Source organism: Caulobacter sp. (assembly GCF_039596335.1).
GTDB lineage: Bacteria > Pseudomonadota > Alphaproteobacteria > Caulobacterales > Caulobacteraceae > Caulobacter.
Genome location: NZ_JBCNJZ010000009.1, coordinates 108,609 through 127,717 on the forward strand (window position 1 = coordinate 108,609; position 19,109 = coordinate 127,717).

The following is a 19,109-nucleotide window of genomic DNA, read 5'->3' on the forward strand; positions in this document are numbered from 1 at the left end:
CTCTTGAGGAGCAAATCTTGGCGCGGAACCTAGAGGGAGACCCGACGGCCGTCCACCGCCCAACGCTCCAGCCTCTCCCCATCCCAGACGTGCAGGGCGTCGTAGAGATTGATGGTCGGGTCGCAGTGCCCGGGCTGCAGCCAGACGACGTCGCCGACCTTCGGCGCGTCGGCCGGGAAGGGGCGGGCTGGATCGGCGTCGGCGGCGGCCACGGCCTGCGCAAAGCCCAGCGGGGCGCGGCCGGCGGCCTTCAGCACGTCGAGGGTGTCGGGATGGGCGATCATGCCGTGTTCGTCGCCCATCGGCCGCCACAGCGAGCCGGGCGCAGCCCCGGCGACCACCCGGGCCGGCGGACCGTCCACGGCGACGGCCTTGAAGCCGGCGTCGCAGACGACATGGCTCTTGTGGCGGGCCGAGATGACGCTGGCGGCGATGAACAGCGCCGGCTCGAACGGCCAGTCGCCGCCGCCTGGCGCGCCGCAGGCGTCGTACTCGACATCCATGACGGCGTAGGATCCGGCCTGAAGCTCGGTGAACACGCCCGAAGCCAGGTCGAAGGCGTGGGTGCCCGTGCCGCCGCCCGTCACCACCGGCGGGGGCAGGCCGGCGGCGGTCAGCTCGGCGACCAGGGCCTTCAGCGTGGCGAAGGCGGCCTCGCCGGCGCTGCGGCGCAGGGCCGCGTCGTCCAGGTGCTGCAGGTGGCCCAGATAGGCCTGGACGCCGGCGAAGCGCAGGCCCGGCGAGGCGTCGGCGGCGCGCGCCAGGCTCAGCGCCTCGTGCGGATAGACGCCCGTGCGGTGGGTGCCCAGATCCAGGTCGACGATCAGGTCCAGCTTGGTCCCGGCCGCCACGGCGGCGTCGGACAGCTGGTCGATCTGGCCTTCGTCATCGGCCACGACTCCGACGGTCGCGCCGGCCCGGGCCAGGGCGGCCAGGCGCGGACCGGCCCAGGCGGCTTGCGGGGCGGTGACCAGGACATCGCGGACGCCGGCGGCCACGAAGGCCTCGGCCTCGCCGACCGTCTGGCAGCACAGGCCCACGGCCCCGCCCTCGACGATCAGCCGGCCCAGCGCGCCGCACTTGTGGGTCTTGCCATGGGCCCGCAGGCGAACCCCGGCGGCGTCGCACAGGGCCTGCATCTTGGCGAGGTTGCGGTCGAGCGCTGCGCGGTCGACGACGAGGAGCGGGGTCTGGGGGAGAAGGTCCGCGCGCGGAAAGTTCATCTGTCTGTCCCCAACCCCATCCGTCATCCCGCGCTTTATGCGCGGGACCCATTTGTCCGCCGCAAGGGCAGAGGAAAGCTAGCCCTCACGTGCGAGCGGAACCATGGGTCCCGCGCATAAAGCGCGGGATGACGGGCGGATTTAGAGCTCGCCTTGGAGGATGCGCGCGAACAACCCCGGATCCACATTCCCCCCCGACAGCACGATGACCGCCGCCTGGCCTTTCAGGTCGATCTTGCCGGTCAGGGCTGCGGTCAGGGCCACGCAGCCACCGGGCTCGACCACCAGTTTCAGCGTCGAGAAGGCGTAGCGCATGGCCTCGGCGACCTCGGCGTCGGTGACGGCGACGATGCCCGACAGGGTCTTGCTGTTGATCGGCCAGGTCAGGTCGCCAGGGATCGGGGTCAGCAGGGCGTCGCAGATCGAGCGGGCGTCCTTGTCGATGGTCTCGCGGTCGCCGCTCTCCAGCGAGCGGCGGGTCTCGTCGAAGCCGGCCGGCTCGGCGCCCCAGACCTCCGTCGACGGAGACAGGCCCTTCACCGCCGTCGAGGTCCCAGCGATCAGGCCGCCGCCGCCCACCGGCGAGAGCACGCGATCCAGTTCCACGCCCTGGGCGCGCGCCTGCTCGACCAGCTCGAGGCCCAGGGTGCCCTGGCCGGCGATGATGTGCGGATCGTCATAGGACGGCACGACCGTGCAGCCGCGCTCGGCGGCGATCTGGTCGGCGATGGCGATGCGGTCCTCGGTGAAGCGGTCATAGAAGCGGATCTCTGCTCCGAAGCTCTTGGTCGCCTCGACCTTCACGCTGGGCGCATCGGTCGGCATGACGATCAGGGCCGGGATCTCCAGCAGCCGGGCCGCCAGCGCCACGCCCTGGGCGTGGTTGCCCGAGGAGAAGGCCACGACGCCGCGCACCTTCTCTTCGTCGGTCAGCTGACTGAGGCGGTTATAGGCGCCGCGGAACTTGAACGCGCCGGCCCGCTGCAGGGTCTCGGGCTTGAGAAGCACCCGACCGCCCAGGCGCTCATTCAGCGCCGGGTTCTCGATCAGCGGAGTCTCGACGGCCAGGCCCTTAAGGCGTGCGGCGGCGGCTTGGATGTCGGCGAGGGAGATGGTCATGGCGCAGGTTTATGGCCCCAGGCCTGACGTTTGGGAACCGTCCGGATCCGCCTGAAATGTTGCATTCACGAAACCCTTTCGGACCTCTACCGTTAGCGCCATATAGATGCTGGGGGCTCAGCTGTTCAGGACGACTTCATGAAGACCGCACCATTCGCCGTCGCGGCGCTTGCCGCGCTGGGCTGCGCCGCGCCCGCTTGGGCCGGCGAAGCCTATATCGGCGTCTTCAAACACGATGTGACCTTCATCGGCGAGGCGGTCGGCCTGGGCGCAGCCGGGCGCGAGAAGGGCGTCGACGTCCATCTGGGTTATCGCACCGCCCGCATCGAGAGCCTGCGCTGGCTGGGCCGGCCGCAGGCCCACGCCATGGTCTCGATCAACAGCAAGAACACCTCGAACTTCGTGGCCGCCGGCCTCAACTGGAAGATCGATCTGGGCAAGCCGGGCGGCTTCTATCTGCGGCCGGGCATGGGTCTGGCCTATACCGACGGCGAGGCCGGCCTGCCGCCTGCCAACGCTCCGAACCTGACGCCCGAGGAGCGCGCGCGCCGCACGCATCTCTATTACACCCGCATCGATTTTGGCTCGCACGTGCTGTTCGAGCCGGAGCTGGCCCTGGGCTACCAGGTCAATGATCGGATGTCGGTCGAGCTTTCCTATACCCACCTGTCGAACGGCCAGATCTTCCACCAGGGCAAGAACCAGGGGCTTGACGACGCAGGGGTTCGGCTGGTTTACGCCTTCTGACTTCGCGAAGCGCGCATCGACGCTGCTCGTGACGCCGCCAAAAATCTGCGAAACGTCCTGGGTCGAGTCCTGTCGAAGGACCCTGTGACGTCACCCGGCGGGCGATAAGGCGTATCTCCATCATGGCCAACGTGACCGTCGTCGGCGCCCAGTGGGGCGATGAAGGCAAGGGCAAGATCGTCGACTGGCTCAGCAACCGGGCCGATGTCGTCGTCCGCTTCCAGGGCGGCCACAACGCCGGCCACACGCTGGTCGTCGACGGCAAGGTCTACAAGCTGGCCCTGCTGCCCTCGGGCGTCGTGCAGGGCAAGCGGTCGGTGATCGGCAACGGCGTCGTTGTCGACCCCTGGCACCTGCTGGGTGAGATCGACAAGATCGCCGACCAGGGCGTCAATATCTCGCCCGAGCTGCTGATCCTGGCCGACAACGCCTGCCTGATCCTGCCGCTGCATCGTGACCTGGACCAGGCCCGCGAGGCCGCCTCGACCCAGAAGATCGGCACCACCGGCCGCGGCATCGGCCCGGCCTATGAGGACAAGGTCGGCCGTCGCGCCATTCGCGTCGCCGACCTGGCCGATCCGGAAGCCCTGAAGCCGAAGATCGAGCGCCTGCTCAGCCACCACGGCGCCTTGCGTCGCGGCCTGAACCTGCCGGAGGCTTCGGCGCAAGAGCTGTACGACGCCCTCATGGAGCTGGCCCCGCGCATCCTGCCCTACGCCCAGCCGGCGTGGCGGGTGCTGGACCAGGCGCACAAGGCCGGCCGCAAGATCCTGTTCGAGGGCGCGCAAGGCTCGCTTCTGGACGTCGACCACGGCACTTACCCCTTTGTGACCTCGTCCAATACGGCGGCGGGGCAGGCCTCGGCCGGCTCGGGCATGGGTCCGTCGGCGACCGGCTTCGTGCTGGGCATCGTCAAGGCCTACACCACCCGCGTGGGTGAAGGTCCGTTCCCGGCCGAGCTGTTCGACGAGGTCGGCCAGCACCTGTCGACCGTCGGCCGCGAAGTCGGCGTCAACACCGGCCGCGCCCGCCGCTGCGGCTGGTTCGACTCGGTGCTGGTGCGCCAGTCGGTGGCCATCAACGGCATCCACGGCGTGGCCCTGACCAAGCTGGACGTGCTGGACGGCCTGAAGACCCTGAAGATCTGCGTCGGCTACAAGATCGGCGACAAGGTCGTCGACTATCTGCCGGCCGGCCTGCGCGACCAGGCCGCCGCCACGCCGATCTATGAGGAGATCGAGGGCTGGACGGAAAGCACCGCCGGCGCCCGCTCGTTCAAGGACCTCAACGCCAACGCCATCAAGTATGTGCGCCGCGTTGAGGAGCTGATCGGCGCCCCGGTGGCCCTGCTGTCGACGAGCCCCGAGCGCGACGACACCATCCTGATGCGCGATCCCTTCCAAGGATAGCGAGGGCCTGATGCGCGATCCCTTTCAGGGATAGCGAAGGCATGATGCGCGACCCCGTCCAGGGCTGAACAAAGCGTACGGCCGGCGTCGAATTCGGCGCCGGTCGGCCGTTTGGTAAAGTTTGTTGAACGTTGTGCGCCTAGCGTCCGCCACAACTGTGGTGACGAAAGGTCGGCCCGTGGGTTTGCGCGAGGTTCTGGACGACGGGGCGGATGAGGCCATTCTCATCATGAGCCGCCGTAGCCGCCTGGCGCGCGTCATCGTCATGCTGGTGGCGGCCGGTCTTCTGGCCTTCCATTTCGGTCCCAGCCAGGCCCTGATCTGGGTGCTGGCCAACTTCCTGCTGGAAGGCTGGCTGGTCTATCTGCAGCTGTCGTTCAAGCCGGACACGGCGGTGCGCCACCCGATCCTGCGTCTGGGGCCGTCGGCGGCGTTCACCACTGTCTGGTCAGTGATGGCCTGTCTGGTGGCGATCCACGGCCCCACCTCGATGAAGTTCGCGGCGCTGATCGTGCTATTCGGCCTGATGATCGAGGCGATGAAGTACGCCGCCGTTAGCCGGGCGGCGATGCTGGCCATCCTGCCGGGACCGTTCATCGCCCTGACCCTGGCGCCGCTGCTGGGGACCAAGTTCAACACTTGGGACAAGACCATCGCCCTGGTCGCCATCTTCGGCCTGGCCGGCTACATGGCCGACGCTGTGCGGCTGATGCGCGATGCGGCCCGGGCGCTGGAGAAGGCCGAGGCCGACGCCCTGGAGGCCAGCCGCGCCAAGTCGGCCTTCCTGGCGATGATGAGTCACGAGCTGCGCACGCCGATGAACGGCGTCCTGGGCCTGGCCCACGCCCTGCGCGGGACCCCTCTGGACAATCGCCAGGCCCAGTACCTGGAAAGCATCGAGCAGTCGGGCCACGGCCTGCTGACCATCCTCAACGACATCCTGGACCTGTCCAAGGTCGAGGCCGGCAAGCTGGAGCTGGAGGTCGCGCCGTTCGACATCCGCAAGTCGGCCGCCCAGATCCTGCTGGTGTGGAGCGAGACCGCGCGGCTCAAGGGTGTGGACCTGGTTCTGGAGGTCGATCCCGAGACCCCCGCCTGGCTGGCCGGCGATGACGCCCGCGTGCGCCAGATCCTGCGCAACCTGGTCTCCAACGCCCTGAAGTTCACCGAGGCCGGCCGGGTGTCGGTGCATGTGGTGGCCATTCCCGACGGTCTCCTGCTGGCCGTGTCCGACACCGGCGTGGGCATGAACGCCGAGCAGTGCGCGCGTCTGTTCACCCCGTTCTCGCAGGGCGATCGCTCGACCGCCCGGCGGTTCGGCGGCACCGGCCTGGGCCTGGCCATCTGCCGCCAGCTGGCGACGATGATGGGCGGCGAGATCGGCGTCGAAAGCACGCAGGGGCAGGGTTCGACCTTCACCGTCCGCCTGGCCCTGCCGACCGCCGTCGCGCCCGACGAGGACGGCGACGCCGCACCCAGCCTGGACCTGGCCGGCGCCCGCGTGCTGGTGGTCGACGACAACCGCGTCAACCAGATGGTGGCCCGCGCCATCCTCGAAGCCGCCGGCGTCGCGGTGGCCACGGCCGACGACGGCCACACCGCCCTGGCGCGCCTGCGTGGCGAGGACTTCGACGTCGTGCTGATGGATGTCCACATGCCGGTGATGGACGGGGTCGAGACCGTGCGCCGCATCCGAGCGGGCGAGGGCGGCCGCATCGGCATGCCCGTGGTGGCCCTGACCGCCGACGCCATGGTTGGCGACGCCGAACGCCTGCTGGCCCAGGGCTTCGACGACGCCCATCCCAAACCGATCCAGCCCGCCGGACTGCTGGCCACGGTGGCGGGCCTGCGCCGCGCCCCGACGCCGGCCGAGGCGCGCCTGACCGCCTAGGCTTCGCCCGCCGCCAAGGCCACGCCACGTTCCAGCACCTCGTCCCGCCCGGCGCGGACGCCGGCGATCGTCTGGGCGACGGGGACGGTCGGCAGGATCCCGACGCCATGATGCGGCGAGCCATCATGCTTGCGCACGCGCATGCCCGTGAAGGTCACGCCATAGCGCCCGGGCAGAGGTATCCAATTGATGTTGCCGTTGGTCCCGGCCGTGGGGCCGCCGACGATGGGGCCGATGCGCTCGCCCTCGAACACGCCCGCCCAGCTTTCGGCATAGCTGATGGCCTCGCCGCCAGTCAGCAACACCAGGCGGCCGGTCAGCCGGGGCGTCTGGGGCGGAAGGGTCCAGCCGCCCCCGCCGTCGAACGTGATGTCCTGGCGATCTGGGGCGGTGATCAGGGGAACCTCGAACCGCGCCGAATGAAGCGGACGATCGCTGAAATGGGCCAGCAGCCGCCGGGCCGAGCCCGAAGGATAGCCGCGATCGTCGAACACCACGCCCTTGGCCTGGGCCAGTAGCGGAAGCTTGTCGCGCACGTCCTGTTCGCTGACCCGGCTCAGATCCACATAGACCACGCCGGGGCTGGGCTCGGAGAAGTTGGCGTGGACGGCCCTGGCGTTCACGGCGTTCGCCGTCGGCCAGTCGGTCGGCGTCAGCAGGGCCTTGAAGGTCGCGCCGTCCGCGGCCTGGCCTTCCAGCGTCGCCGCCGCCTTGTCGAGGCGGGCTCTCAGGCGAAACAGCGTCCTGGCGCGGCGCGAATGCGGCGTCGCGGCGCTGACCTGCTTTTCCAGGGCGGCGATGAGAGGGGCCACCTCGACGCCGTCGATCCGGGTGATGACACCGCCGACCGGTAGGTCCTGGGCGGTGGCGGGTGCGGCGGTGACGACCAGGCGATCCTCGATCCAGGCCCAGGCAACCGGCAGGTACCATCGCGGCTTGGCCTCTGAGACCTCGCCGTGACCGTCCCGCAGCGCCGCGATCATGTGGGCGAGCGTCTTGGAGAAGGCCGCGGCGTCGGCGTCCTGCGCCGAGGCGCGCAGACCCTTGGTCAGTTCGGCGTCCCAGTCGACCGGCACGACGTCGAAATACGGATAGAAATGCTGCAGCACGCCCCAGGCCAGGATGATGTTGGCCAGGCGGATGCGACGGTCCTCGGCCGATGGCGTCGCGGCGGGCATCTGCAGCAGCGGCCCCTCGGGAGGCGTCTGCTCGCTGTAGGCGGTCGTCGGCATCGTGGCGCTGACGCCTTCGCCCAGCGACAGCGAGAGGACCTTCGGCTGTCCGTCCGGCACGGGGACCCGCTTGCTGGCGTAGATGTTGGGGCGCGCCGAGGGCGGCGCTGGCAAACCCACACCGCGATGCGTCCACATGACCAGCTGGCCGGCGCCGGCGGGCAGGGCGGCGGGGGCTGGCGGGGTCTTGCGCGCATGGAGCGTCATGGTCGGGGCGATCGGCCGGAACATCGTGTCCAGGCGCGCGACCAGGTCAGCGGGCGAGCGCGCGCCCTCGACGGTTTCCACATTCGACACCACGAAGGCGTTCCAGTCCGTCGTCGCCGCCGCGTCGCTGGGGTGGAAGAAGCGGACATAGGCGACCAGGCGGGCGAAGGCGGCCAGGTTGGCTTCGCCACGCACCGACAGCGGCGCCGCGGCCACGGCGTCCGCGGCGTTCGCAGCGGCGGGTGCGGCCAGCAGTGCGCCGATCACTTCGCGACGGTTCATGGTGGTCCCTCTCGCGCCCCCGCGCCCAAGCTCCACCAGATAACGATGTGCGGGCGAAACTGTGGCGCTTTGCAGCCTGGGGGTGAGTGGGTAATGCCCACTTTGGGTTGCGTCGACCCGCCGGAACGCCGCTTGGTTAGCGTTTGTTAGCCGACTTGGCCCTATCCAAGATCCCTTGCAGACCTAGGGGGTTCCGTGTCCGCACTTGCGCGCCGTCACAAGCCGAAGCCGCTGAACAAGGCTGATCGGGTGATGCGCAGCCTGCGCGCGCTGGAACGCACGGCCTCGACCAGTCGCGTTCTGAACCTGATCGCGGTCGAGAACGACGGCGCTCATCGGCCCGAGTACCTGCAGGCGCCGCTGTTTCGCAATCGCGTGCTGAACACCGCCATCGTGCTGAAGCACCGCCTGCGCAACGACGACTTCTACCTGTTCGACGAGGCGCGGCCGACCGCGACCAAGGTCATCATTCCGTTCGACCGCCGGGACCTGGGCCTGGGCGGCCAGTCGGTGTTCGTGGGCCAGCGGGGCTGGACCGACCTGGTGATCGAGGCCACCAACGCCTCGGGCGACATGAGCCGCGACCTGGCGACCCTGCGGCTGATCGACATGCTGCCGTCGCTGGACCCGTTCCTGATGCGCGAGCACCTGCGCCAGCACGGCGTGATGGTGGCCAACTGCTATTTCGCCCTGTCGCAGGCCGATCTCGAGGCCATGCAGGGCTTTGTGACCATGGAGATCTCGCGGCTGATCGAGCTGGCCTATCGCGGGGCCGGCGGCGTCGGTCGCGCCCATGCCGCCCGCCTGGTCGAGGCCCTGCTGTCCACCGATGTCGACGAGCGCCTGGAGCCCCTGCGCCAGACCCTGGTCATGGAGGGCGAGAGCTTCAAGGAAGGCGTCTTCAGCTGGAAGGGCTTCCTCTATTACAAGTGGATGCTGACCCGCCTGTGGCCGCAGCTGACCACGGTGGGCCAGGAGCTGGGCCGCGTGGTGGTGACCGGCAATCGCGATGCCGAGACCGGCCGCTATGTCGACGACGCCCGCCGCCGCCTGCAGGGCGGGGTGCTGGTGGAGCGCTCGGCGATCCTGCGCACGCTCAAGGTCTATGATGACGCCTTCGAGGACCTGATCGAGAACGGCCGCCCGAAGGCCTTCCGCGAGTTCCTGCTGCGCGCGCCGGAAATGTTCCTGTCGCTTGGCGAGCGGGTGGGGGTGATCTCCCACATCTCCAGCTACTGGCGCTATCGTTTCCCGCAAGGGGAAGCCCTGACGGTCGACGTCGAAGAGGCGATCGACATCTTCCAGGACTTCGAGGCCGGGCTCTCCGTGCCCATGGCCAGTTAACGGCCGAAAATCATCAAGGCGTTTTTTACGATCTGGGCCTAATGCTCTTTCTCTAGATTTTAGGAGCCCCAGGTCCGTGTTCGACGGGAACGTGCGCACTCTTCAGCGTGTCGCCTCCAAGGTGCAGCGTGTGCTGGTCGTGGACCCCAATCCCGCGACCGCGCGCCTGCTGGCCGAACACCTGCGCCCGCTGGGCGCCGTGCAGATGTTCGCCGCGCCCAGCGCCGAGAAGGGCTACGCCATGGCCCGGGCGACCGATCCGCAGCTGATCTTCCTGGAGCACGCCCAGCAGGGCGTCGACGGCCTGGCCTTCGCGCGCAAGATCCGCCGCAGCGACCTGCCCTGCCGCGAGGCGCCGATCATCATGTGCACGGCCGAGGCCACGGCCGAGACGATCTTCGGGGCGCGCGATTCGGGCGTGCACGAGTTCATGCGCAAGCCGTTCACGATCAAGGATCTGGAACGTCGCCTGGAAGCGGTGACCCTGAAGCCGCGCGACTGGATCGAGGCCGTGGCCTATGTCGGTCCCGACCGCCGCCGCTTCAACTCGGCCGACTACAAGGGTCCTCGCAAGCGCAAGGCCGACGCGGCCGGCACGCCCGCCGCGCGCCTCTCCCAGGCCCTGCGCATCGTCAAGTCGGCCGCCACGGCCCTGGACAGCGATCCGGCCCAGGCCCGCCGCGCCCTGGCCGCCCAGGCGGTGGAGCTCAAGCGCGTGGGCGAGGCGGTCAAGGACCCCCGCCTGGTTCAAGCCGCGGAGGCCCTGGGCACGTTCATGGGCTCGGACCTGGCCGGTCCCGCCGGCCGCGCCGAACTGGTCAAGCGCATCGACGCCCTGATGGGCTTCATGTCGGATGAAGGCGGTCGCGCCGCCTAGCCAGCTTCACTGTCACGAGTCTGTCGTGGAACTGTCGCGTACTAGCCGCGTCTAGCCGTTAACAGCCCGCTCGAGGCCTTCAATCGCGCAAAGCGAGGGGTTCTCGGGGATAATTTCATGACCATTCGTCAACAGACGGCGCTGCTGCGCCGAGTCAGCGCGCTCGCGCTCGTCATCGCTGCGACCGCCGTGGGAGCCGCCCAAGCCGAAGTGACCACCGTCGGCCCCGACGACGACAGCACGTCCGTCAGCGACATCGTCGTCACCGGCCGTCGTCCCATGGCCGAGAGCCAGGCCGTGGCCCTGCAGATCCAGAAGAATTCCGACTCGCTGGTCAGCGTCCTGTCGGCCGACGCCGTCGGCGCCTTGCCGGACCAGAACATCGCCTTCGCCATCGGCCGCCTGCCCGGCGTCGCCGTCGAGCGCGACCAGGGCCAGGCCCGCTACGTCAACCTGCGCGGCGCGCCGGTGTACTGGACGACCCTGTCGTTCGACGGCCTCAGCGTCGTCAGCCCGGAAGGCCGTTCGACCCGCTTCGACAACATCCCGTCGGCCATCGCCAGCCTGATCACCGTCGAAAAGGCTATCGTGCCGTCGATGCCGGGCGACACCGTCGCCGGTAATGTCGACATCCGCACGCGCCGCGCGTTCGACTATGACGGCCAGCGCATCAACGGCAAGCTGGGTCTGGGCCGCGTGAAGCTGGGCGGCGGCGACGAAGTCGACGCCAACCTCGTCTACTCCAATGTCTTCGCCGACAAGCTGGGCATCGTGGCCCAAGCTTCGTACTACTCGCGCGAAATGGCGACCGACAACTGGGAAACCGATCCCTATCTCGCCAACACGACCTACCCGACCAAGCACTTCGCGCGCGAGCACGAGAACAAGCACTATCGCCTGACCCGCGAGAACATGTCGGCCACGGTTCGTCTGGACTACAAGTTCGACGAGAACCACTCGATCTTCTTCAGCACCGTCAACACCTACTTCCACGACGACGAGCTGCGCGACAACTTCATCTTCCGCCTGGACCAAGGCACGGACGCCGCCGGCAACGGTTACACCAGCGCCGCCTACGTCAACGGCAACAACCCGACCTTCGGCACGACCTACGGCGCGCGCATCAACGCCCGCATCGACTATCGTGACACCAAGGAAGCGATGACCACCAACACCCTGGGCGGTGAGCATCGGTGGAACAAGCTGAGCGCCACCTGGCGCCTGAACTACACCTTCACCCAGGACGGGCGCGACACCCCGGTGACGATCGCCTTCCAGAGCCCGTCCAGCTTCCTGCTGCGTCCGACCGTCGAGTACGATTTCCGCAACGGCGACGTGAACACCGTGAAGCTGTTCCAGACGGGCGGCGTGACCGGCGCCCGCACCCGCGGCGCCCAGGTGATGAACATCGAGGACTTCCAGTTCCCGATGACCAGCGCCGGCAACCTCAAGGGCGGTGACTTCACCAACGCCTACACCGCCAAGGCCGACTTCGATTACGAAGCCGAGCTGGGCGGCCACGAGACCAAGTTCGAGTTCGGCGGCCTGTGGACCGACCGCACCAAGAAGTCGCGCGAGAGCAGCTTCACCCGCAACTTCTCGGGTTCGGGCGTGCCGACCTGGGCGCAGTTCGCCAGCAACATCGAGTATCTGGGCAGCCAGAACCTCAACTACACCTTCCGCTACACCGACAAGGACACGACGACGGCGTTCGTCGACGGCCTCGTCGCCAACGGCACGGCCACCAAGAACGACACGACCGCCAACTACTGGCGTGTGGGCGAGACGATCACCGCCGGTTACGTGATGGGCACGACCCGTTTCGGCTGGGGTAACATGGTCTACGGCGTGCGCGCCGAGCACATCCAGAACCACGGGCAGGCCTATGTCACCGGCCTGGGCCTGGTGAAGACCAAGAACGACATGACGCTGTTCTATCCCAGCGCCCATGTGAACTGGAACCTGCGCGAAGACCTGAAGCTGCGCGTTGGCGTCACCACCTCGGCCTCGCGCGCCGACTTCGACGACCTGCGTCCGAACTTCACCTACAACGACTCGGCGATGACGGTTTCGGGCGGCAACCCGGACGCCAAGCCCGAGCGTCAGGTCGGCCTGGACACCTATCTGGAATGGTACGCCGGTCGCGAGACGTTCTTCTCGGCGGGCGTGTTCTACAAGGACCTGAAGGACGTTCTGGTCCAGACCTCGCGCGTGTTCGGCGACACCTCGCTCAACAGCGGCGGCATCGATCGTTCGGCCTATGACTACAGCGGCATCGGCAACGCCGGCTCGGGCCACCTGAAGGGCCTGGAGCTGTTCTTCAGCGGCACCGCCGAAACCTTCGTCCAGGAGCGCAACCTGCCCAGCTGGCTGGGCGGCTTCGGCGCCCGTCTGTCGGGCACCTGGACCTCGTCGGAAGTGGACCTGCCGTCGGTCGGCGGCGTGCCGGCCCGCACCATCTCGGTGCTGGGCACCTCGGACGCCGTCTACAACGTCCAGGCCATCTACGAAAAGTACGGCATGACCCTGCGTCTGGCCTACCAGTACCGCACCCCATGGGGTCAGTCGGTCGGCGCCTATCGGGTCATCAACGGCGGAACCTATCCGACCGACAACGGCGACATCTTCTGGGATAGCGACGAGGAGCTGGACTTCTCGGCCCGCTACCGGGTCAACAAGAACGTCGAGATGTTCTTCGACGCCAGCAACCTGACCAACCAGGGTTCGCGCCGCTACGGCGACCAGTCGCGCTATCCGATCGAGTACGAGAAGTTCGGTCGTCGCTTCGTCGGCGGCGTGCGCTTCAACTTCTAGAGCGCGTCAGGCGAAGTGTGGGCGGTTCGCCGCCCGGACGCGCTCCGGGCAAAAGACATCGGGGCCTTTCTTAGTCAGAAAGGCCCCGGGGCTGGGTAGACACCAGGCTCGACCAGAACCTCCCCGGAGCGATCCGGGGAGGTTTTTCTTTGCCCCCTAGCGGTGGCTGGCGGGGCGGGCCAGCCAGTGGCGCAGCGCGCCGTTGACCGAGCCGGGGGCCTCCATCGGTGTCATGTGGCCGGTGTCGGGTATGATCAGAAGGTGCGTGCAGCCGATCGCTCGCGCCATCTCGCGGTGGCCCTCGGCCGGCGTGATCTGGTCGTTCTCGCCGCAGATGATCACCTTCGGCACGCGCAGGGCCTTCAGGGCGGCCTCACCGTCCTCGCGCTCCAGGCTGTTCTGGCGCAGGAAAACCTCGCGGCCCAGGCGCTGGGTCATCTCGACGATGCGGCCGGTCAGGTCGGCGTCGTCCAGGCGCGAGGCGTCGACATAGCTCTTCAGAATGGCCTGGCCGATGCCCAGGAACGTGCCGCCCTTGGCGGCGGCCTTGTTCAGCGCCCGGCGCTGGGCGGCGCGCTCGGGCGTGTCGACCCGGATGGCGGTGTCCAGCAGGGCCAGGCGCTCGATGCGCTCCGGCGCCAGGCGGGCGATCTCCTGGGCGACGTAGCCGCCCATCGAGAAGCCGGCCAGGGCGAAGGTCGGCTCGGCCTGCGCCAGCACGCTCGTGGCCAGCTCATGGATGGTCTCGCCCTGGGTCAGGTCCGGGACCCAGCAGCGGGCGACGTCAGACAGGCCTTCGATCTGGTCGCGCCATAGCTCGGCGTCGTTGAGCAGGCCGGGAAGCAGGATGAGTTGGGGCAGGGCGGCGGTCATGGTCGCGACCATTAGCCGTTTCGCGCGGCCGCTCGAAGCGCTAAACCCGCCGCATGACCCTGACTCTCGTGAAAGCCTGGACCGCCGCCAAGGATCGTCTGAAGGACGCCGGCATCGATCAGCCGTCCATCGACGCGCGCCTGATGCTGGAGGTGGCCGCCAATGTCACCCGCACCGAGATCGTCACCGATCCCTATCGCGAGCTGACCGAAGAGCAGGTCGCGACCCTGAACGACTATCTGGAGCGCCGCGCCAAGCGCGAGCCGGTCAGCCACATCATCGGCCGCAAGGGCTTCTGGAAGATCCTGCTGCAGGTGAACAAGAACGTCCTGACCCCGCGTCCCGAGACCGAGGTCATCGTCGACGAGGTGCTGAAGGCCTATCCCGAGCAGATGGGCTTCTCGATGCTGGACCTGGGCGTGGGCTCGGGCACCATCCTGCTGGCGGTGCTGGCCGAGCGCCCGGCCGCCAAGGGCCTGGGCATCGACGCCTCGGACGACGCCCTGGCCGTGGCCCGCGAGAACGCCGCCAACCTGGACCTCAACAACCGCGCCGCCTTCATGCACGGCGACTGGACCGCTGGCCTGGGCGACGCCAGCTTCGACCTGGTGGTCTCCAACCCGCCCTACATCCCGTCCAAGGTCATCGAGACCCTGGAGCCGGAGGTTCGCGACCACGAACCGCGCCTTGCCCTGGACGGCGGCGAGGACGGCCTGGACGCCTATCGCCTGCTGGCCCCCGAAATCCTGCGGGTGCTCAAGCCCGCCGGCATGTTCGCCGTCGAGATCGGCTACGACCAGTCGGCGGACGTCGAGGCCCTGTTCCGCGAGGCGGGCGCCCAGCAGGTCCGGACGGTCAAGGACCTGTCCACCCACGACCGCGTTGTCACGGGGGTGAAAAATCCCTTGGAAACCGGGGCGTGAACCGTTAGACGAGTCTTGTCTCCTTCCAGATCGCCGGGTGACGGGAAAGACGAGCGTCGCTGACGTTCGCCAGGCTCCCCCGGCAGGCGCTCCCGGTCCGCCGGTCGTCGCGCCGAACGACAGGGTGGGGGGCTCTACGGAAACCAGTGTCTCTGATGCCTACCAGGGTTCGACCCGCCCAGAGACCAGCAAGGCCGGATGCGCCAGCACAAGACTGACCTCCGGACAGGTTCAGAAGAAGACCATGAGAGATTTCAAGGGCATGAAGCGCCAGCGCGGCCGCAACAATCGCGGTGGCAGCGGTGGCAAGCCTCAGCAGCACAACGCCAACCGCGCGTTCGATTCGAACGGTCCGGAAGGCGTGAAGGTGCGCGGCGCGGCCCAGAGCGTCTATGAAAAGTACCAGCAGCTGGCGCGCGACGCGACGTCGTCCGGCGACCGCGTGCTGGCCGAGAACTACCTGCAGCACGCGGAGCACTATTTCCGTGTCCTGCGCGCCATCCAGCCGAATCGGGCGGTGTCCGACATCATCGGCAAGGACGTCTACGCCGCCTACGAGATCGACTTCGAGGCCGAGCCGGAAGAAGTCGAAGCCGTCGAGACCCCGGCTCCGGCCGAGGGCCAGTCGGGCGAAGGCGTCGAGGGCGGTGAAGGCGGGGAACAGCGCCGCGACCGCTTCGAAGGCCGTGACCGCGATCGCAACCGCGACCGCGACCGCGACCGGGATCGTGACCGCGATCGCAATCGCGACAACCGTGACGGCGAAGGCCGCCGCGACCGCTGGCGCGACCGCGACGACCGCGATCGGGACCGCAACCGCGACGACCGTCCCCGTGATGATCGTCCGCGCGATGATCGTCCTCGCGACGACCGCCCGCGTGAGGACCGCTTCCGCGACCGTGACGACCGTCCGCGCGACGATCGCCCGCGTGATGATCGGCCTCGTGATGACCGTCCCCGCGAAGACCGCCCCCGTGAAGATCGAGTGGCCGCCGAGGGCGACCAGCCGCAGGGCGAAGGTGAATTCCGCGAGGGCCGCCGCCCGCGCCGCGAACGCAACCGCGATCGTGACCGTGACTGGCAGCCGCGCGGCGAACGCGACCCGATGGCCGTGATCGAGCCGGAAGCCTCGCCGTTGCCGACCGCCAGCGAAGCCCCGGCCAGCGAGGGTTCGCCTCTGCTGCGCGGCCAGGACGGCGCCGTCAGCGAAGCGCCGGCCTTCCTGGGCCGCAAGACCCGCTCCGCGCCGGCCGAGGAGGCCCCGGCCCCCGCTGCCGCCGAAGGCGGCGAAGAGGTCAAGAAGCCCCGCCGTCGCCGCGCCCCGCGCAGCTTCGAGGCGGGCGAGGGGGCTCCGGCCCCGTCGGAGTCGGAAGAGGCCTGAGCCTCGGACGCTTGAAGTTCGAAAGGGAGCCGTGAAAGCGGCTCCCTTTTTCTTTGGGCGGCGCCTAAGCTCCCGGCCAAGTTCGGTTGGGGAGTTTCCATGAAACAGGCGTTGCGGATCCTGACGCTGGCGGGCGCCCTGGTGCTGGCGACGGCGAACCCCAGTGCGGCCGAGCGGCGCGGGCCCTGGGTCAGCGCCTGGTCGACGGCGGTGGTCGCGGCCGAGCCCGACAAGCCGCCGCCGTTCCCGCAAGGTCCGTTCGTGCTGCGCCAGGTCGTGCGCCTGACCGCCGGCGGGCCGCGCGTGCGCCTGCGCCTCTCCAACGCCTTCGGGACTGCGCCGCTGCGCATCGACGCCGCCCACGTGGCGCTGTCGACCACGCGGGCCAGCGCCGCCATCGTCGCAGGCAGCGACCGCAAGGTGACCTTTGACGGCCGTGACGGCGTCACCATCCCGGCCGGGGCGGTCTATCTGTCCGATCCGATCGCTCTGCCGGCCAAGGCCCTGGATCGCCTGGCTATCAGCCTGCAACTCCCCGCGCCGCCCAGCCTGTCGACCCAGCACCGGGCCTCGCGCACCACCAGCTACCTGGCCGCCGGCGCGGCGCCCGACGCCGCCGACCTGCCGGGCGCGACCAGGACCGTGCAATGGCTGCAGCTGGCCGGGATCGAGGTCGAGAACGCCAGGGTGAGCGCCATCGCGACCTTCGGCGACTCGATCACCGATGGGGCCGGCACGGCGGTGGACGTCGACGAGCGCTGGCCCGACGTCCTGGCCGAGCGCCTGCAGGCCGATGCCCGCACCCGCAACCTGTCGGTGATCAACGCCGGCATCGGCGGCAACCGCCTGCTGACCGACGGCAACAGCCCCAGCGGCCTGGCGCGTCTGGACCGCGACGTGCTGACCCATCCGGGCGTCACGACCCTGATCGTGCTGATCGGCGTCAACGACATCGGCAACCTGTCGCGCGAAGGGCCGGTGACGCCGGAGAAGCGCCAGGCCGTCGTTCAGGGCCTGATCACCGGCTATCGCCAAGTGATCGAGCGCGCGCATGGCCTGGGCGTCCGGGTGATCGGCACGACGATCCTGCCGTTCGGCGGCACCAAGGTGTATCGCTCCGACGCGGACGCCGACGCCGACCGCCAGGCGGTCAACCAGTGGATCCGCACCTCGGGCGCCTTCGACGCGGTGATCGACTTCGACGCCGTCACCCGCGATCCGGTCCGTCCCGAACGCCTGAAGGCCGAGTACGACAGCGGTGACCTGCTGCACCCGTCGCCGGCCGGCTATCGCGCCATGGCCGCGGCCGTCCCGCTGTCGCTGCTGGCCCCGCGCAAGTGATCGCGTCCCTGGCCCTGGCGCTGGCCGTCACGACGGCGCCCGACGTCTATCTGCTGACCGGCCAGTCCAACATGTCCGGGCGCGGCCTGGTGGAAGAACTGACCCCCGAGGAGCGCTCCGCCGACCCGGGCATCCAGGTCTATGGCAATGACGAGCAGGTCCGCCCGGCCCTGGACCCGCTGGACGACGCGACCGGCCAGGTCGACACGGTCTCGTCCGACGCCGGCCTGGCGGCCGTGGGCCCCGGCCTGTTCTTCGCCCGCGCCACCCGCATCCTGCGGCCCAAGCCGATCCTGCTGGTCCCCTGCGCCAAGGGCGGTTCGTCGATGGCGCAATGGAGGCCTGGCGGCGGTCGCGACACCCTGTACGGTTCGTGCCTGGCCCGGGCCCGGGCGGTCGGCGGCAAGCCCAGGGGCGTGCTCTGGTACCAAGGCGAGACCGACGCCGGCCAGGCGGACTCGGCGCAAGCCTGGCGGGCCTCGTTCGAGACCCTCGTCACCCACTTCCGCGCCGACCTGGGCGCCAAGCGCCTGCCGATCGTCATCGTCCAGCTGGCCGACGCGCCGTCGCCGGCGATCAGCGCGCCCAAGACCTATCCCGGCTGGGCGGCGATCCAGGCGGTCCAGGCTGGACCGCTGCCAGCCTGCGTCGCCATGGTCTCGGCGAAGGGCCTGCCCAAGAAGCCCGACGATCTGCACCTGACGACCGCCGCCCAACGCGACCTCGGCCCGCGCCTGGCCCAGGCCATGGACCAGCTGCGCCGCGCCGGCTGCCGGTAGAACCGCTGGCCGGCTTCGGGAGTTGTTCCCGGACTGCAAACCCCAGGAGCCGCCCATGCGCGTCGCGTCCGTTCTCGCCCTGTCCCTGCTGACCGCCGTTCCGGCCATGGCCGCCTCCGGCGACTGGCGCGCCGACGCCAAGCGGTCGGACGTGCGGCGGATCGAGCGGCTGGACGAGGCCTGGCGCGAGGCCCTGGCGGACGCCCGCCGCGACGGTCATGGCCGCGAGCTTCGGGCCCTGGGCGCCCTGGTCGACCCGCGCGTCTCCCTGGCTCGCCCGCAGCCGACGCCGGGGACCTATCGCTGCCGGACCATCAAGCTAGGCTCGCAACTGCCGGGCCTCTCCTATGTCGCCTATGGCTGGTTCCGCTGCCGCGTCGCGCTGACCCCGGGCGGCGACCTGATCCTGGAAAAGACCACCGGCTCGCAGCGCCAGGCCGGCAACCTCTATCCCGACGCCGCCAAGCGCCTGGTGTTCCTGGGCGCGGTGGCCTGGGGGACCGACGAGGGGCGCGCTGAGTACGGCCGTAGCCCCGAGCGCGACCAGGTCGGCGTCTTCGAGCGCGTCGGCTCCAACCAGTACCGGCTGGCACTGCCGTGGCCGCAGCAGGAGTCCAAGCTGGACATCCTGGAGCTGCGTCGCTGACGGCTCAGGTTGCCTGAGGGA

15 protein-coding genes are annotated in these 19,109 nt (G+C 69.2%); 11 read left to right on the forward strand and 4 right to left on the reverse strand.

Annotated elements, in window-relative coordinates:
• Positions 1-29: 29 nt before the first annotated feature.
• Positions 30-1,223, reverse strand: a complete 1,194-nt coding sequence (locus ABDW31_RS19350) for a DSD1 family PLP-dependent enzyme (protein ID WP_184722064.1) — start codon at positions 1,221-1,223, stop codon at positions 30-32.
• A gap of 141 nt (positions 1,224-1,364) precedes the next feature.
• On the reverse strand, positions 1,365-2,342 hold the full coding sequence (locus ABDW31_RS19355; protein ID WP_184722061.1) for a threonine/serine dehydratase: 978 nt from the start codon (positions 2,340-2,342) through the stop codon (positions 1,365-1,367).
• Positions 2,343-2,480: 138 nt separating this feature from the next.
• On the opposite strand from ABDW31_RS19355, the gene ABDW31_RS19360 reads away from it, so the two are divergent.
• From ABDW31_RS19360 to ABDW31_RS19370, 3 genes are all read left to right on the forward strand, one after another.
• On the forward strand, positions 2,481-3,089 hold the full coding sequence (locus ABDW31_RS19360; protein WP_184722057.1) for an acyloxyacyl hydrolase: 609 nt from the start codon (positions 2,481-2,483) through the stop codon (positions 3,087-3,089).
• A gap of 122 nt (positions 3,090-3,211) precedes the next feature.
• The gene (locus ABDW31_RS19365) at positions 3,212-4,498 is read left to right on the forward strand and encodes an adenylosuccinate synthase (RefSeq protein ID WP_184722054.1); all 1,287 of its coding nucleotides are present in this window, start codon (positions 3,212-3,214) and stop codon (positions 4,496-4,498) included.
• Positions 4,499-4,727: 229 nt separating this feature from the next.
• On the forward strand, positions 4,728-6,389 hold the full coding sequence (locus tag ABDW31_RS19370) for an ATP-binding protein (RefSeq protein ID WP_221444740.1): 1,662 nt from the start codon (positions 4,728-4,730) through the stop codon (positions 6,387-6,389).
• Here the strand turns inward: ABDW31_RS19370 and ABDW31_RS19375 are convergent.
• A complete protein-coding gene (locus tag ABDW31_RS19375) occupies positions 6,386-8,110 on the reverse strand; it encodes a S41 family peptidase (RefSeq protein WP_184722048.1) in 1,725 nt (574 codons plus the stop codon). The genes ABDW31_RS19370 and ABDW31_RS19375 overlap by 4 nt on opposite strands.
• A gap of 195 nt (positions 8,111-8,305) precedes the next feature.
• On the opposite strand from ABDW31_RS19375, the gene ABDW31_RS19380 reads away from it, so the two are divergent.
• The 3 genes from ABDW31_RS19380 to ABDW31_RS19390 all read left to right on the forward strand — a co-directional run bounded on the left by ABDW31_RS19380 (position 8,306) and on the right by ABDW31_RS19390 (position 13,145).
• On the forward strand, positions 8,306-9,454 hold the full coding sequence (locus ABDW31_RS19380) for a hypothetical protein (protein WP_343699433.1): 1,149 nt from the start codon (positions 8,306-8,308) through the stop codon (positions 9,452-9,454).
• A 76-nt stretch (positions 9,455-9,530) separates the two neighbouring features.
• A complete protein-coding gene (locus tag ABDW31_RS19385; RefSeq protein WP_184722045.1) occupies positions 9,531-10,331 on the forward strand; it encodes a response regulator in 801 nt (266 codons plus the stop codon).
• 117 nt (positions 10,332-10,448) lie between these two features.
• A complete protein-coding gene (locus ABDW31_RS19390) occupies positions 10,449-13,145 on the forward strand; it encodes a TonB-dependent receptor (protein WP_184722042.1) in 2,697 nt (898 codons plus the stop codon).
• Positions 13,146-13,301: 156 nt separating this feature from the next.
• Here the strand turns inward: ABDW31_RS19390 and ABDW31_RS19395 are convergent, their stop codons facing one another.
• Positions 13,302-14,030 (reverse strand): alpha/beta hydrolase, encoded by a 729-nt coding sequence (locus ABDW31_RS19395; RefSeq protein WP_221444739.1) that lies wholly within the window; start codon positions 14,028-14,030, stop codon positions 13,302-13,304.
• Positions 14,031-14,071: 41 nt separating this feature from the next.
• Here ABDW31_RS19395 and prmC point away from each other — a divergent pair, with 41 nt between their 5' ends.
• The 5 genes from prmC to ABDW31_RS19420 all read left to right on the forward strand — a co-directional run bounded on the left by prmC (position 14,072) and on the right by ABDW31_RS19420 (position 19,088).
• Positions 14,072-14,941, forward strand: a complete 870-nt coding sequence (prmC, locus tag ABDW31_RS19400) for a peptide chain release factor N(5)-glutamine methyltransferase (protein WP_184722039.1) — start codon at positions 14,072-14,074, stop codon at positions 14,939-14,941.
• A 244-nt stretch (positions 14,942-15,185) separates the two neighbouring features.
• Positions 15,186-16,322 (forward strand): DUF4167 domain-containing protein, encoded by a 1,137-nt coding sequence (locus tag ABDW31_RS19405; RefSeq protein WP_184722036.1) that lies wholly within the window; start codon positions 15,186-15,188, stop codon positions 16,320-16,322.
• Between the two features lie 99 nt (positions 16,323-16,421).
• On the forward strand, positions 16,422-17,663 hold the full coding sequence (locus ABDW31_RS19410; RefSeq protein ID WP_184722032.1) for an SGNH/GDSL hydrolase family protein: 1,242 nt from the start codon (positions 16,422-16,424) through the stop codon (positions 17,661-17,663).
• Positions 17,660-18,442, forward strand: coding sequence for a sialate O-acetylesterase (locus ABDW31_RS19415; protein WP_184722029.1), 783 nt, complete (start codon positions 17,660-17,662; stop codon positions 18,440-18,442). The genes ABDW31_RS19410 and ABDW31_RS19415 overlap by 4 nt, the downstream gene beginning before the upstream one ends.
• Positions 18,443-18,497: 55 nt before the next feature.
• Positions 18,498-19,088 (forward strand): DUF4893 domain-containing protein, encoded by a 591-nt coding sequence (locus tag ABDW31_RS19420; RefSeq protein WP_343699434.1) that lies wholly within the window; start codon positions 18,498-18,500, stop codon positions 19,086-19,088.
• Positions 19,089-19,109 lie beyond the last annotated feature (21 nt).

Excerpts from the sequence above, each read along its gene's own strand:
- ABDW31_RS19350 (WP_184722064.1), bottom strand. The coding sequence starts at position 1,223 with ATGAACTTTCCGCGCGCGGACCTTCTCCCCCAGACCCCGCTCCTCGTC.
- ABDW31_RS19355 (WP_184722061.1), bottom strand. The coding sequence starts at position 2,342 with ATGACCATCTCCCTCGCCGACATCCAAGCCGCCGCCGCACGCCTTAAG.
- ABDW31_RS19360 (WP_184722057.1), top strand. The coding sequence starts at position 2,481 with ATGAAGACCGCACCATTCGCCGTCGCGGCGCTTGCCGCGCTGGGCTGC.
- ABDW31_RS19365 (WP_184722054.1), top strand. The coding sequence starts at position 3,212 with ATGGCCAACGTGACCGTCGTCGGCGCCCAGTGGGGCGATGAAGGCAAG.
- ABDW31_RS19370 (WP_221444740.1), top strand. The coding sequence starts at position 4,728 with ATGAGCCGCCGTAGCCGCCTGGCGCGCGTCATCGTCATGCTGGTGGCG.
- ABDW31_RS19375 (WP_184722048.1), bottom strand. The coding sequence starts at position 8,110 with ATGAACCGTCGCGAAGTGATCGGCGCACTGCTGGCCGCACCCGCCGCT.
- ABDW31_RS19390 (WP_184722042.1), top strand. The coding sequence starts at position 10,449 with ATGACCATTCGTCAACAGACGGCGCTGCTGCGCCGAGTCAGCGCGCTC.
- ABDW31_RS19395 (WP_221444739.1), bottom strand. The coding sequence starts at position 14,030 with ATGGTCGCGACCATGACCGCCGCCCTGCCCCAACTCATCCTGCTTCCC.
- prmC (WP_184722039.1), top strand. The coding sequence starts at position 14,072 with ATGACCCTGACTCTCGTGAAAGCCTGGACCGCCGCCAAGGATCGTCTG.
- ABDW31_RS19405 (WP_184722036.1), top strand. The coding sequence starts at position 15,186 with ATGAGAGATTTCAAGGGCATGAAGCGCCAGCGCGGCCGCAACAATCGC.
- ABDW31_RS19410 (WP_184722032.1), top strand. The coding sequence starts at position 16,422 with ATGAAACAGGCGTTGCGGATCCTGACGCTGGCGGGCGCCCTGGTGCTG.
- ABDW31_RS19420 (WP_343699434.1), top strand. The coding sequence starts at position 18,498 with ATGCGCGTCGCGTCCGTTCTCGCCCTGTCCCTGCTGACCGCCGTTCCG.